13 protein-coding genes are annotated in these 14,751 nt (G+C 60.7%); 10 read left to right on the top strand and 3 right to left on the bottom strand.

Features of this window, described 5'->3' with window-relative positions; translation table 11 throughout:
• The 3 genes from secD to AC1D0Z_RS10295 all read left to right on the top strand — a co-directional run.
• A partial coding sequence (secD, locus tag AC1D0Z_RS10305) for a protein translocase subunit SecD (RefSeq protein ID WP_477658150.1) occupies positions 1–763 on the top strand: 763 nt, incomplete at its 5' end.
• A 39-nt stretch (positions 764–802) separates the two neighbouring features.
• Entirely contained in the window at positions 803–1,756 is a 954-nt protein-coding gene (secF, locus tag AC1D0Z_RS10300; protein WP_477658149.1) for a protein translocase subunit SecF, read from the top strand.
• Positions 1,757–1,784: 28 nt separating this feature from the next.
• Complete coding sequence (locus AC1D0Z_RS10295) at positions 1,785–4,250, top strand: DUF1631 family protein (RefSeq protein ID WP_477658148.1); 2,466 nt, start codon at positions 1,785–1,787, stop codon at positions 4,248–4,250.
• A gap of 64 nt (positions 4,251–4,314) precedes the next feature.
• Here the strand turns inward: AC1D0Z_RS10295 and AC1D0Z_RS10290 are convergent, their stop codons facing one another.
• The 3 genes from AC1D0Z_RS10290 to AC1D0Z_RS10280 form a co-directional block, all read right to left on the bottom strand.
• Complete coding sequence (locus tag AC1D0Z_RS10290) at positions 4,315–4,824, bottom strand: Smg family protein (protein WP_477658147.1); 510 nt, start codon at positions 4,822–4,824, stop codon at positions 4,315–4,317.
• 59 nt (positions 4,825–4,883) lie between these two features.
• Positions 4,884–6,032, bottom strand: coding sequence for a DNA-processing protein DprA (dprA, locus tag AC1D0Z_RS10285; protein WP_477658146.1), 1,149 nt, complete (start codon positions 6,030–6,032; stop codon positions 4,884–4,886).
• Positions 6,033–6,135: 103 nt separating this feature from the next.
• The gene (locus AC1D0Z_RS10280) at positions 6,136–7,359 is read right to left on the bottom strand and encodes a LysM peptidoglycan-binding domain-containing protein (RefSeq protein WP_477658145.1); all 1,224 of its coding nucleotides are present in this window, start codon (positions 7,357–7,359) and stop codon (positions 6,136–6,138) included.
• Positions 7,360–7,574: 215 nt separating this feature from the next.
• Here AC1D0Z_RS10280 and def point away from each other — a divergent pair, with 215 nt between their 5' ends.
• The 7 genes from def to fba form a co-directional block, all read left to right on the top strand.
• Positions 7,575–8,096: a peptide deformylase gene (def, locus tag AC1D0Z_RS10275; RefSeq protein ID WP_477658144.1), complete on the top strand. Its 522-nt coding sequence runs from the start codon at positions 7,575–7,577 to the stop codon at positions 8,094–8,096.
• An 81-nt stretch (positions 8,097–8,177) separates the two neighbouring features.
• A complete protein-coding gene (fmt, locus tag AC1D0Z_RS10270; RefSeq protein ID WP_477658143.1) occupies positions 8,178–9,164 on the top strand; it encodes a methionyl-tRNA formyltransferase in 987 nt (328 codons plus the stop codon).
• A 16-nt stretch (positions 9,165–9,180) separates the two neighbouring features.
• The gene (locus AC1D0Z_RS10265) at positions 9,181–9,927 is read left to right on the top strand and encodes an AzlC family ABC transporter permease (RefSeq protein WP_477658142.1); all 747 of its coding nucleotides are present in this window, start codon (positions 9,181–9,183) and stop codon (positions 9,925–9,927) included.
• Entirely contained in the window at positions 9,924–10,259 is a 336-nt protein-coding gene (locus AC1D0Z_RS10260) for an AzlD domain-containing protein (protein ID WP_477658141.1), read from the top strand. The genes AC1D0Z_RS10265 and AC1D0Z_RS10260 overlap by 4 nt, the downstream gene beginning before the upstream one ends.
• A gap of 324 nt (positions 10,260–10,583) precedes the next feature.
• Positions 10,584–11,777, top strand: coding sequence for a phosphoglycerate kinase (locus AC1D0Z_RS10255; protein WP_477658140.1), 1,194 nt, complete (start codon positions 10,584–10,586; stop codon positions 11,775–11,777).
• Between the two features lie 241 nt (positions 11,778–12,018).
• The gene (gene pyk, locus AC1D0Z_RS10250) at positions 12,019–13,452 is read left to right on the top strand and encodes a pyruvate kinase (protein WP_477658151.1); all 1,434 of its coding nucleotides are present in this window, start codon (positions 12,019–12,021) and stop codon (positions 13,450–13,452) included.
• Positions 13,453–13,889: 437 nt separating this feature from the next.
• Positions 13,890–14,751 (top strand): class II fructose-bisphosphate aldolase (gene fba / locus AC1D0Z_RS10245; RefSeq protein WP_477658139.1); only part of this gene is annotated, 862 nt, incomplete at its 3' end.

Raw genomic sequence — 14,751 nt, 5'->3', positions numbered from 1 at the left:
GGACAAGCCGATGGCCATCCTGTTGTTTGAAAAAGGCAAGGGGCAGGCTATTTCGGTGGCAACCATTCGCGGCGAATTGGGTACACGGTTCAGCATCTCCGGCGCCATGAACATCAATGCAGCCAACGACCTTGCCCTGTTGCTGCGCGCAGGCTCGCTGGCCGCACCCATGGAAATCATCGAAGAGCGCACCATTGGCCCGACATTGGGTGCAGACAACATCGCCAAGGGTTTTCACAGCGTGTCATGGGGCTTTGTGGTGATCGTGGCATTCATGGCCGCGTATTACATGCTTTTTGGCCTGTTCTCGGGCCTCGCGCTGGCCGTCAATTTGCTGCTGCTGGTCGCGGTGCTGTCGATGCTGCAGGCTACGTTAACCTTGCCCGGCATGGCGGCGATGGCGCTGGCGCTGGGTATGGCCATTGACTCCAACGTACTGATCAACGAGCGCGTGCGCGAAGAGCTGCGCAACGGCTCATCGCCGCAGGCCGCCATCCACGCAGGCTACGAGCGGGCCTGGGCGACCATTCTGGACTCCAATATTTCGACGCTGATTGCCGGGCTTGCCTTGCTGGCCTTTGGCTCCGGCCCGGTGCGCGGCTTTGCGGTGGTGCATTGCATTGGCATCCTGACCAGCATGTTCTCAGCGGTTTTCTTCTCTCGTGGCCTGGTCAACCTCTGGTATGGCCGCCAGAAAAAACTCAAGTCGGTCTCCATCGGCACTGTGTGGCGGCCTGCCGCTTCAGGCACGGTGGCAAAGTAGGCCCCCGGCCCTTTTTCCCGAATTTCCCAAGGACCCCAGATGGAATTCTTCAAAATCCGGCGCGACATTCCGTTCATGCGGCATGCCCTGGTTTTTAATGTCATCAGCTTTGCGACGTTTGCGCTGGCTGTCTTTTTCCTCATCACGCGAGGCTTGCACCTGTCAGTGGAGTTCACCGGCGGCACCCTGATGGAGGTGAACTACACCCAGGCTGCCGATGTCGGGAAAATCCGCGATACCGTGGCGGGCCTCGGATTTGCTGACGTGCAGGTACAGAATTTCGGTACTTCTCGCGACGTGATGATTCGCCTGCCTGCACAAAAAGGCGTCAGCACTGCGCAGCAAAGCGACAAGGTGCTTGCTGCCTTGAAAACCGCCAGCCCGGATGTAACGCTGCGACGCACCGAATTCGTCGGTCCGCAGGTAGGAGAGGAGCTCGCCCACGACGGCCTGAAAGCGCTGGCCATGGTGGTTTTCGGCATCATGGTTTATCTGGCGTTCCGCTTCGAATGGAAGTACGCAGTGGCGGCCATCATTGCCAATTTGCACGATGTGGTGATCATCCTGGGGTTCTTCGCCTTTTTCCAGTGGGAGTTTTCACTGGCGGTGCTGGCTGCCGTGCTGGCGGTGCTGGGTTACTCAGTGAATGAATCGGTGGTGATCTTTGACCGGATTCGCGAGAATTTCCGCCGGTACCGCAAGATGAGCACCACCGAGATCATCGACAACGCGATCACGTCCACCATCAGCCGTACCATCATCACCCACGGCTCCACCCAGATCATGGTGCTGTCCATGCTTCTTTTTGGCGGCCCTACCCTGTTTTACTTCGCTCTTGCGTTGACCATTGGCATCCTGTTCGGGATCTATTCGTCGGTATTTGTTGCTGCTGCAATCGCCATGTGGCTGGGCATTCGCCGTGAAGACCTGATAAAAGGGCCGGCGAAAAAAGACGAGGATCCCAATGACCCCAACGCCGGGGCCACGGTGTAAGCTATGACCTAATCATCCTAGGGCGGTTGTGGCTCCAAGTAACAAAAATAGCAGGGTTCTGGTCGAGCAGGCACGTGCGCTGTTTACGGAGCGTGCTGTACGCGTGCTGCCTGCGCTTGCCAAAACCATCCAGGACAGGCTCACCGCCGCAGTCGACCAGCCTGGCAGTGTCCGGGAAATGCAGGACCGGCGTGATGCCTGGATGGCCTTCCAGAAAAGCGGCGCCACCTGGGTCCGTGGCACCACCACAGCCTGGACCACTGCCCAGGCGATTCCCGCGCCAAATTCACCGTCAAGATTTGCCGACAGCGGCAAGTTTGAATTGATGGGCAACGACGTGATGGAGGACAAAATCCTTGCTTCGCGGCTCGCGCTCCGGTTGCTGGACTTCGCAAGCTGGGAATTGAACGACCTTCGGTTGCGGATTCAGAACCTGGAGGCCGTCACGGAATTGCACAAGCAGGACATCCTTCGACCCGAGGTGCTTGCCCAGCACATGGTTGAGCAGTGGAGCCTTGCATCGCTGCCGCGGGATGTCTGGGTTGTTGTCCAGGATGTCATCCAGAAGGACATGGGCACGCACCTGCTCGAGACTTACCACGCGACCAATGAATTTTTGGTGCAGCAGGGAGTCATGGCAGAAATCGATTTGCGGCCGCTGGTCAAGCGCACCCCTTCTGCTGCCATCGATGCTGGAGCTGGTGCCAGAAAGGCCCCCGGCCCTGCGAAAGAACGCGGCCAATCCGCCAGTGAAGGCGGCTTCAGGGCTGGCGGGGCTGAAGGCGGCGCGCCGCGTGGTTTTGGCGGAGACCGGGGCGAAGGGCCTGATAACCGTGTTCAGGATATGGGCGGCGGACGGTCCTCAGGCGCTATCGGCCGCCAGGCTGCCGCCTCTCCAGGCGCTGCGTCTGAAGGCCCCGGGGCACAGCCAGGCGCCTCCAGGCAAGGCGGTGCGGTCTACGATGAAACCCGCATGCAAACGGCAACGACACCGCTCGCCAGAGCACGCATGAGAGCCCAGGGCGTGATGGGGCATCTCAAGCGTTTGCTATCGAACCAGGTCGCGGGCTTCGACGATACCCGGCCCACCCAGGCCTCCCCGCAGCTTGCGCAGGCCATTGGGAATTTGCAAAAGCTGGAGGAAGCCGGTGTGGAGCGCACCCTGCTCGCGGATGCTCAGGGGCAGATCTATGGCCAGGTGCATGTTGACAATGCTGCAACTGCCCTGCGGGAACGAACCAATACGCTCAAGCAGGCGGCGTCCACCTCATCCGAGAAGGCGACGATTGAAATCGTGGCCTTGATGTTCCAGAGCATTCTTGCCGAAGACCGCATTCCGCCGGTGATCCGGGTCTGGTTTGCCCGTTTGCAGATGCCGGTGTTGCGTGTGGCGATTTCCGAGCCCGAGTTCTTCGAATCGCTGCAGCATCCTGCACGCCGGCTGATTGACCGCATGGGGTCTTGCGTGCTGGGCTTTGATGTCACGGTAGCAGGCGGCGCCATGGAGTCCGAAATAAAGCGAATCGTGCAGGTGATAGAGCAGTATCCYGAAACAGGSCGSCGGGTGTTYCAGCTGGTTTATGACGAGTTCGAAAAGTTCYTRTCCAAATTCCTTTCCGAGCACGGCAGTGCTGCCCGCGTTGTCAGTATTGCCCAGCAGGTCGAACAAAAAGAGACCATGACGATCCAGTACACCATTGAGATGCGGAACATGCTCAATGACATGCCGGTTCGTGACGAGATCCGTGAATTTCTCTTCAAGGTTTGGGCTGAAGTGCTGGCGATCGCTGCGATGAAGAATGGCCCGCAACACGACGAAACCATCACACTCAAGCGAGCCGCCGCTGATCTGGTGTGGGCCGCAAGCGCCAAGCCGAACCGCAACGACCGTGCCCGCGTGATTGCAGATCTGCCGAAATTGCTGCAGTTGTTGCGTCTGGGCATGTCCATGCTGGGCCTGGATGTCTCTGAACAGGACGGACACCTGAAAGTCATCAGTGACACGCTGGCCGATGCGTTCATGTCCAAAACCGACACCATTTCCATGGAGCGGGTAGAGATCATGGCCAAACGGCTGATGAATCTGGAAGACTACCTTTCCGACGAAGATGTCGGCGACCTGCCGCTGGATACGGACAGCCTGGTCACCATGATCGGCATCGATGCCACCGATATTGAAGTGATTGCCGATGGCGGCAGCCAGCCCACGGAAGCCATGCGCGCGTGGGCGCGGGAACTCCAGGTGGGAACGTGGTTTAGTCTCGACCACAATGGCAAGGTCAGCCATGTGCAGTTTGCATGGTGCAGCGACCGCAAGCAATTGCATTTGTTTGCTTCCGCTGATGGCCGCAACTTCCTGATACAGGCCCGCCGGCTTGCCGCCTACCTGCAATCGGGGCTGCTGGTGCCTACGGAAGAGGAAGCGCTTACGGTGCGCGCGACGCGCGACGCTCTCGCCAAACTGGATGCGAACCCCGAGCGTTTACTCGGCTGAGGTCTGGTTGTCCGGCGCCGCAGGAACCGGCTCAAGATACAACCCCCGTTTTTCGCGCGGGCGCTTAATGGGCCAGGCGGCCTTCCGTGTCGTCGCACAGTTCGTCCAGTACCAGCGCGTCGGGTTCTTCACCGAAGCTCCAGTAAACCATCAACACGATGATTTTCAGGTCATCCAGCGTGACCGGATCGCCTGGCGCCGCCATGGCCCGGTCAATGACGATCTCGCGCATGTGCGGAGGCAGTACGCCGGACGACTCAAGGAAACTGACAAACCCCAGGCTTTGCGCCCCCAGGTGTGTTTGTTCTGCGATCGAGAAAACGCGAAGGCTATCGGCAGACTGTGGAATGACGGGATGCACGCCTGGCTCCGCGAGATCTGAGAGCGCGCTGGCGGGCAGGCTGATTTGTGTGCCTTGAGCGGCGACATTCAAGCCGTCGAGCCAGATAAGGGCGGCCTGAATTTCTTCCGCTTCAAAGCCCGCCGCTGTCAATTTGCGGCCGAGCCGCTGAAGTTCGGGGCAAGCGTCACCTTGCCAGTAATTTTCGTAGACGTACACGAGTACTTCGAACATGCGTCCAATATAACGCAGTTGGCTGCAACGTTGTCAAGGCCGCGAAAAGAGAAGCGTGTTTAGGCGTTGGCACGGCGCTGAAACAGCCCGCCAGGCAGCCTGAAGACCTGGCTGTCGAGCTCCAGCTCAAGCAGTTTCGCCTGCAGCAGGGCTGTTTCCATCCCGGTTCGCGCCTGCAAGGTGTCCAGGCTCACTACGTCGAATCCCAGGGCCGCGATCAAGGCTGCGGAAGACGAAGACCCGACTTGTGGGCCGCCTTCTTCCGGGACCTGGGTGTATTCCGCCGTGCCGGGCGCGATACTTTGGGTTGGGAGGTTCAGCTCTTCCAATACGTCCTGCGCAGTTTCTACCAGCTTGGCACCTTGCTTGATCAGCGCATGGCAGCCGCGCGATTGGGGCGAATGAATGGAGCCTGGGATGGCAAAAACCTCTTTGCCTTGTTCGGCAGCGAGCCGTGCGGTGATCAATGATCCCGACTGCAATGCAGCCTCGATGACCAGCGTACCCAGCGAGAGTCCTGAAATGATGCGGTTACGCCGCGGGAAATTCGCGGTCAGCGGGGGCGTACCCAGCGGGAATTCGCTGATGATCATGCCTTGCTGGGCAATACGATGTGCCAGTTCAAGGTGTTTTTTGGGATAGACGCGATCAAGTCCGGTGCCCACCACGGCAATCGTATCTCCACCGGCTTGCATGGCGCCGTCGTGCGCCGCACCGTCGACACCCAGGGCCAATCCCGACACGATGCAAAGGTTGGCACCGGCCAGCGCCTTGGCAAATTGCCGTGCATTGGTTTCGCCTTGCGGCGTTGGATTGCGGCTGCCTACGATGGCAATACGGGCCGCGCCGTGTTCCTGTGATGCCGGCAAACCGCCTGCCTGTTTGCCAAGCATATAGAGCATCAGCGGCGGGTCCGCTATGTTGAGCAAGGCTGCGGGATATGCCGCATCTCCGAGGGCGACGACCCGCCGGTTCTCGCCAGCCTCTAGCCATTCCAGCGTCATTTGCAGCTGGTTTGCCAGATTCGGGGGCTCTACCTGGAGTGCCCGGGCCAGTTTCTCAGGCCCCAGCTGTTCCAGAACACCCGGACTCTGCTCAAAAATCGCCTGCACCGAGCCAAACGCGGCCAGCAGTTTGCGGGCATTTTCGTTTCCCACACCCGTTGAGAGAGTCAGGCGCAACCAGGCCTGGAGTTCTTGTTTTTCCACGTGACGGCCAGTGCCTGCAAAAAGAAAAGGTCAACGAATTCGAGAGCCCGTCTCGAATTTCGATTGACCCAGATTGCCAAATCCGGTGTTAGCTGCAGTCAGCTTAATTGGGATTGGCGAAGCGGTCCCCGACCTTCACGCCGTCAGTCACCTGAAGTACGAGTGCATAGGAAACCGCGTCAAAGGTGCGAAACACCATCAACAAACCATTTCGCTCGTTAGGCAGCTTGATCTGTGGCCGGCTGCTGTCAGTCCTATCTTGCAGCCGCGCGCCGTCTTTGAGGATGGCCATGACGTGACCACGTTCCAATCCGTCCCTGGCACCGCGATTGATGACGACGACCTGGTTCTCGGCGGCGTTGGTCACTGCACTGCCGTAAATCGAGACGATCTGTCCGGTGACGGTAGATGAAGGGGCGTGCGGAATGTAGTTGAGCAACTCGCGGGGTGGCTCCACCAGCAGGCGGTCGCCTACCCGCATTTCTTCCTTGGTGGCAACGATGTCGATGGTTGCCGGCACGATCTCGGACTGCATCTTGCCGTCCTTGCCGGCTGTTTCCGTGACCGACTCGCCGCGCGCGATTTCCGCTTTGCCGACGTATTGCGCTTCATAGCCCAGGATGGCTTGCGTCGTTGGGTCTTTCAGTGGTGTTGCGTTACGGAACACCCGGTAGTTGACCGGTTCGCCTTTTTCAACGCTCAAGGGTTTTGCATTGGCATTGCTTCCCGCGTACTGGCTGCGTGCATAGGCGCGATCTCCGCGGCTGAGCAGCACACGGCCTTCCTGGGCCGCCACGATGCGCGGCGCATTGGAAATCACGGCCTCGTCAACGATCAGGGCTTCATTCAGGAAGGGCTCAATCAGGTTGGGCGCCAGCGTGGGAATAGAGGCGTCCGCCAGGGATTCAAAGCGGGTGCGCGGAGAAATGCGTACGGTGTCCGAGGGCGGGCCGTCGGTTTGGGCCTGACGGGTCCGCAAAACGGCGCGTCCGTTGGATTTTTCAAGGTAAAGCTGTTGCCCGGGGTAAATTCGGTGAGGGTTGCGGATGTCTTGCAGGTTCATGCCCCACAGCTCTGGCCAGCGCCAGGCGCTTTTCAGGAACAGGCCGGAAATAGCCCACAAAGTGTCACCGCGCTTGACGGTATAGGTATCCGGCGCATTGGGAGCCAGTTCACCCAGCGGGACGCCCGTCTGGGCCACTTGCGCGGCCGTGGCTTTCTGGTCGGCCGTGATGGGGAAGTTCTGGGCATGCAGGCCGACCGAGATCCCCAGCAGAGCTGCAGCGGCTATTGAAATTTGACTGAAACGACCAGAAATTGTTTGCATCTTGTAGGCCTTCGGCGCTTTTATTGGACTGGTACGGCATTTTCGGGGTGCAACCCCGGGGAAAAACCGTGTTTGTATCTTGATAAATCACTAACGATTTTGTACCTAAGCCCTTGATTAAGCAACGAATACGCGATTCTGGGAATATCAGGATGCCGAAAAACAGGGAAAAGTGGCGAAAATAGCGACATCCCACCCATTGCCAGCCTTCTTCCATGAGCCAGTTAACCATTCTTCGCTACCCCGACCCCCGACTGCACACGGTTGCCAAACCCGTGGCAGCTGTTGATGCACGCCTGCGCAAGCTGGTCGATGACATGCTTGAGACCATGTATGGCGCCGAAGGCATTGGCCTGGCAGCCACTCAGGTGGATGTCCATGAACGCCTGATCGTGATTGACGTGAGCGAAAACCGCGACCAGCCCATGGTGCTGATCAATCCCGAAATCACCTGGGCCAGCGAGGAAACGCGTGTAGGCGACGAGGGTTGCCTGTCGGTGCCGGGCATCTACGACGGCGTGGAACGCTCCACCTCCATCAAGGTGCAGGCGCTGGACCTCGACGGCAAGCCGCAGGTGCATGAGGCTGAGGGCATGCTGGCGGTCTGTATCCAGCATGAGATGGACCATTTGATGGGCAAGGTGTTCGTCGAATACCTGTCACCGCTCAAGCGCAACCGCATCAAGACCAAAATGATCAAGCAGAAAAAGGACGAGGACCGCGACGCCGCGCGTTGAGACCCTGTCCGGCTTGCGGGATGCGCGGGGCTTTGCCGCTGCTGCACCGCTATTTTTGCGGGGTCTTTAGAATTGGCCCCCATGCGCGTTATTTTTGCCGGTACCCCAGAGTTCGCCCGTGTGGCCCTGCAAAAACTCCACGCAGCGGGTTTTGATATCCCCCTCGTACTGACCCAGCCCGACCGTCCCGCCGGGCGCGGCATGAAGCTGCAGGCCTCACCCGTCAAACAATGGGCTGAAAGCGCCCACGTCGCGGTCGCCCAGCCCCGCAGCCTGCGGCTTGATGGCAAATTTCCCGACGACGCAGCCGCCGCGCGTGAAGCCATCGCTGCCGCAGGCGCAGACGTGATGGTCGTGGCCGCCTATGGGCTGATTCTTCCGCAATGGGTGCTGGATGCGCCCAGGCTAGGCTGCCTTAATATCCATGCCTCGCTGCTGCCACGCTGGCGCGGCGCGGCGCCCATTCACCGCGCCATCGAAGCCGGTGACACAGAAACGGGCGTCACCATCATGCAAATGGACGCCGGACTCGACACCGGCGACATGCTGCTGGGCGAAAAGCTGCGAATCGCCCCGCAAGACACTACCGGCTCCTTGCACGACAGGCTGGCCGACCTGGGCGGACGCCTCATTGTCGAGGCGCTGGAGCTCGCCGCGTGCGGCGGCCTCAAGGCGATCGTCCAGCCCGCAGACGGCGTCACTTACGCCCACAAGATCGAAAAACACGAGGCCCTGATCGATTGGACTCAAAGTGTGGCCGCGATTGAGCGCCGCATTCGCGCCTTCAACCCCTTCCCGGGCGCCGCCGGGCTGCTGGGCGGACAAACACTGAAGTTTTGGCAAGCCGAAGTATTGGCAGGCACTGCGCCGCCTTCCGGAACTTTGCCAGGCCAGGTGCTGGCGGCTGGGCCCGGCGGTGTGGATATCGCCGCAATCGATGGCGTCCTGCGCGTCAGCCGCCTGCAGAAAGCCGGCGGCAAGGCGCTGGACGCGGCCGATTTTCTGCGGGGATTCGAAATCACCCCCGGCATGGTGTTCAACCCGCCAGAGGCCACCCAACCGGCATGAGAAGAAAGAAGGTTTTGTGAAAGCATTGTTCAAGCACCCCGACTTCCGCCTGGGGGTGAGTGAGCTCGCCACCGTGGCGCCTGGCATTGCCGCTTGGGGCCTGATGACGGGGGTGGCCATGGTCAAGTCGGGCATGAGCCTGACGGAGGTCCTGTTGATGGCCATCCTGGTGTTTGCCGGCAGCTCGCAGCTGGCGGCTTTGCCCCTCATCGTGGCCGGCGCGCCCATGTGGGTGATCCTGGCGACTTCGTTTTGCGTCAACCTGCGCTTCATGGTGTTCAGCGCGCATTTGCGCCCTTACGTGATGCACCAGGGTTTGTGGCGGCGCATGGCCTTTGGCTACGGCATGGCCGACCTGAACTATGTGCTTTTTACCAAGCGCTTCCCGCACCCCGCAACCGACGCCGCCGGCATCGAAGCGCAGGACGCCTACTGGATCGGCAGCTGCGGCATGAGCTGGGTCAGCTGGGTCGGCGCCACACTTGTGGGGATTGCACTGGCCAATTCCATTCCGCTCTCCTGGGGCTTGGGTTTTGCCGGCATCCTGGCGCTGCTGGGCATCATGTGGTCGCTGGCCACCACCCGCCTGCGGGCCGTGTCTGCCGCTATCGCAGGCGCCGCCGCCGTTGCGACGTACGCCTTGCCTTTGAAGCTCAATATCCTGGTGGGCATTGCCGTAGCGGTGGTTGTCTGCCTGCTGCTGGAAAAAACCGCACCCGCCAAACCGTCGGCCGCCACCGCTGGAGCCGGAGACGCCGCATGAACCAGACCGATCTCTGGACAGTGGCCACCATCATCGGCATGACGCTGGTGACGGTCCTCACGCGCTCCTTCTTTTTCCTTTCCAGCAAACCGTGGACGCTGCCCGGCTGGGCGCAGCGCGGTCTGCATTACGCGCCCATTGCGGCGCTGGCCGCCGTGATCGTGCCGGAAATGGTGATGAGCCAAGGCCATCTCATTGCAACCTGGAAAGACGCGCGCCTCTTTGCCGTGTTGGCAGGCACCGCCTGGTATTACTGGCGCCGTGGTGTGTTGGGCACCATCCTGGCCGGCATGGCCGTCTACCTGCCGCTGCACATGGGGATGAATTGGTAGCCCCCACGGTAAAAATTAGCACACCCCTATCGGGCTCACTGCGTGTAGCCCTTTTCCCCTTGCAGGGGACGGCGCCTGCGGCCCGGCAAAGCCGGTTCCGCGGCCCCCGCTGGCCTTGGCGTTACTCGCTTCGCATCGTGTTTGGTGTCGACTGCTATCAAATCAGTAGCTGCTCGCGCTCGTCCTGCGTGGGCTGAAGACCGATTCGATGCGTAAATTTACGTTTTCCAGACTTTGTCTGACGGGCCCATGTACATACGGCCACCTACAATTTGAGGCTTTGGGCGCTGTGGCCCAAAGCCTTTTTTATTCTGCGAGCGATTTATGAACTTCATCCGTTTCTCCGACCTGTGCGCCAGCAGCAAAGTTGCCGGCAAGCGTGTGTTTATCCGTGCCGACCTCAACGTGCCGCAGGACGACAACGGCAACATCACCGAAGACACGCGCATCCGCGCGTCGATTCCCTGTATCCAGATGGCGCTGGATGCCGGTGCGGCGGTGATGGTGACGTCCCATCTTGGACGGCCGGTGGAAGGTGAATTCAAACCGGCGGATTCGCTGGCGCCTGTGGCCCAGCGGATGGGCGAGTTGATGAAGCGCGACATTCCGCTGGTGTCCGGCTGGGTGGACGGCGTCGATGTCAAACCCGGACAGCTGGTGATGCTGGAGAACTGCCGTCTCAACAAGGGCGAGAAGAAAAACAGCGAAGAACTGGCACGCAAGATGGCCGGGCTGTGCGATATTTTTGTGCACGACGCTTTTGGCACTGCGCACCGCGCCGAGGCTTCCACCTATGGCATTGCGCAATACGCGCCCATGGCCAGCGCCGGCCCGTTGCTGGCCGCAGAGATGGACGCGATCTCCAAGGCCTTATCGAGCCCGCGCCGCCCGCTGGTTGCCATCGTGGCTGGCAGCAAGGTCTCTACCAAACTCACCATCCTTAAAGCACTGGCGGCCAACGTCGACCAGCTCATCGTGGGTGGCGGCATTGCCAATACCTTCATGCTGGCTGCCGGTTTGAAAATCGGCAAAAGCCTCGCCGAGGCCGACCTGCTAGCCGAAGCCAAGGCCGTGATCGATGCCATGAAAGCGCGCGGCGCCGAGGTGCCAATTCCGACCGATGTGGTCACTGCCAAAACCTTTGCCGCTGACGCGCCCGCCACCGTCAAGGCAGCCACTGACGTCGCCGACGACGACCTGATCCTGGACATCGGTCCGCAAACCACCGCGCGGCTGGCCGCGCAGCTCAAGGCCGCTGGCACCATCGTCTGGAACGGCCCGGTCGGCGTGTTTGAGTTCGACGCTTTCGCCAAGGGTACCGAGGGCATAGCGCGCGCCATCGCCGACAGCAGCGCGTTCTCGATCGCAGGCGGCGGTGACACCCTGGCCGCCATCGCCAAGTACGGCATTGAAAAGCAGGTCGATTACATCTCCACGGGTGGCGGCGCTTTCCTCGAAGTGCTCGAAGGCAAGACCTTGCCGGCCTTTGAAATTCTGCAAAAACGCGCTGTGGGTTGAAAACACTTTGCTCCTTTTTCAGGAGCTGCTCGCGCGCGTCCTTATTGGGCTGCGGCGTGTTTTTCTCCTGAAATCAGCGTTTTTTCATGGCGTCACGCCAAGGTGGCCGGCCATTGCGTTACGGCACGGTGCGGCCGCACTTCCTTGCCACGGCGGTTGCCTCGGGGCCATATTTGGTAACGCTCTTGTAACCATTTCCATGTGAAAATCAGAAACTAAATTACAGGAGACAGACATGAAGATGCAGCGCCGCGGCACCAAAATCGTGGCCACCCTTGGCCCCGCCTCCAGCGATCCGGCCTTGCTGGAGCAGATGATCCGCGCGGGCGTCAATTGCGTGCGGCTGAACTTCAGCCACGGCACGGCGCAAGACCACATCGACCGTGCCAGGCTGGTGCGCGAAGCCGCCACCCGCGCCGGGCGCGAGGTCGCCATCATGGCCGACCTGCAGGGCCCCAAAATCCGTGTGGGCAAATTTGCCGAGGGCAAGGTGCAGCTTGAGCAGGGCATGAAGTTTGTGCTTGACGCGTCCCGCACCGAGCTGGGTGACATCAACGGCGTGGGCCTGGACTACAAGGAACTGCCGCGCGACGTCAAGGCCGGTGACACGCTGCTGCTCAACGACGGGCTGATCGTCATGGTTGTCGACAAAGTGAAGGGCGAGCAGGTCCACGCGACGGTCAAAGTCGGCGGCGTGCTGTCCAACAACAAGGGTATCAACAAGCAGGGCGGCGGCCTGACGGCGCCCGCGCTGACGGCCAAGGACATGGAGGACATCAAGACCGCCATGAGTTTCCAGGCCGACTATGTCGCGGTGAGCTTTCCGCAAAATGCCAGTGACATGGAAATGGCGCGCCAGCTGTGCAATGTGGCCGGCGCCGAGCAGCGCCACAAGCCGGGCCTGATCGCCAAGATCGAGCGGGCCGAGGCGATCCCCAACCTGGAATCCATCTGCAGGGCCAGCGACGGCATCATGGTCGCGCGCGGCGACCTGGCCATCGAGGTCGGCAATGCCGCTGTGCCGGCGCTGCAAAAACGCATGATCCGCATGGCCCGCGAGCTGGACAAGGTGGTCATTACCGCGACCCACATGATGGAGTCCATGATCACCAACCCGGTGCCCACCCGCGCCGAGGTCAGCGACGTAGCCAACGCGGTGCTCGACGGCACCGACGCCGTCATGACCTCGGCCGAGACCGCTGCCGGCCGTTACCCGCTGGAAACCATTATCGAGATGGCCAACATCTGCGCCGAAGCCGAAAAGGCCGAGGACGTGAAACTGGACGCCGACTTCACCGGCATGACTTTTGACCGGATTGACCAGTCCATCGCCATGGGTGCCCTGTTCACCGCCCACCACCTGGGCTGCAAAGCCATTGTGGCGCTGACTGATTCAGGCTCCACGGCGCTGTGGATGAGCCGCCACCGCATCCACATTCCCATCTACGCACTGACGCCCAAACTGGCGACCCAGCGCAAGATGGCGCTGTACCGCAATGTCAGGCCGCTGCTGATGGACCAGAGTGTCGAGCGCGACACCGCCCTCGGCGATGCCGAGGCGCACCTGAAAAAACGCGGCATCGTCGAAAGTGGCGATATCTACGCCATTACTTGCGGTGAACCCATGGGTGCGCCGGGCGGCACCAACATGCTGAAAATCTGCAGGGTGGCTTAAAGATATGGCCCCCACGGTCACTCACTTCGTGTAGCTCCCTGCCCCCCGAGGGGGCCGCCCGCCTGCGGTCTGGCAAAGCCAGTCCCGCGGCTCATGCTGGCTTGAAGAGTTCTTTGAGCGCAGCCAGCGGGGTATTTCACCAGAGGGGCCAAGGGTCCGGCTTCGCCGGCCCAAGGCGCCGTCCCCTGGAAGGGGAGAACAGGCTACACGCAGTGAGCCTGGACAGGGGTGAACCTTCTTACATGCGGTTACCCCGCGTATTTCCTCGCAACATCTACACAAGTTCGCCTAATAACCCTGGTTTGCGCAGCCGTTAGAATCAAAGCTTCGGTTACCCGGCGGTTACGGCCCATCAGGCAGCCCTTGCGCTGCACGGCCTTTCGCCCCGTAATCCGCCTTCTACTCGCAGCTTTTTTTAACTTTCTGGGGATCTGATCATGGCACTCGTTTCGATGCGCGAGCTGCTGGACCATGCGGCAGTCAATGGCTACGGCATTCCGGCTTTTAACGTCAACAACCTCGAGCAGGTGCAAGCCGTGATGGAAGCGGCCAAGGAAACCGGCGCGCCCGTCATCCTGCAGGCCAGCGCGGGTGCGCGCAAGTACGCTGGTGAGCCATTCATCAAGCACCTGATCGAAGCGGCCATCGAGATGTATCCCAACATTCCCCTGGTCATGCACCAGGACCACGGCCAGAACCCCGACGTGTGCCAGGGTGCTATCAACCTCGGTTTTTCGTCGGTCATGATGGATGGATCGCTGGAGGCCGACGGCAAGACCATCGCCAGCTATGAATACAACGTCGAAGTGACCAAGAAGGTCTCCCAACTCGCGCATAAGTACGGCGTCACGGTAGAAGGTGAGCTCGGCTGCCTGGGTTCGCTGGAGACCATGAAGGGCGACAAGGAAGATGGCCACGGCACCGATGCCACCATGACGCGCGAGCAACTGCTGACCGACCCCGAGCAGGCCGCCGACTTCGTCAAGCGCACACAAATTGACGCGCTGGCGATTGCCATCGGCACCAGCCACGGCGCCTATAAGTTCACCCGCAAGCCCACCGGCGACATTCTGGCGATCGACCGCATCAAGGAGATCCACAAGCGCATCCCGAGCACCCACCTGGTGATGCACGGCTCGTCCTCGGTGCCGCAGGAAATGCTGGCTGTCATTCGCCAGTACGGGGGCCAGATGAAGGAAACCTACGGCGTGCCCGTCGAGGAAATCCAGGAAGCCATCAAGCACGGCGTGCGCAAGATCAACATCGACACCGACATCCGCCTGGCCATGACTGGCGCTG

The organism is Polaromonas sp. P1_E3 (genome assembly GCF_056405935.1).
This window is presented reverse-complemented; position numbering and strand designations above follow the sequence as displayed.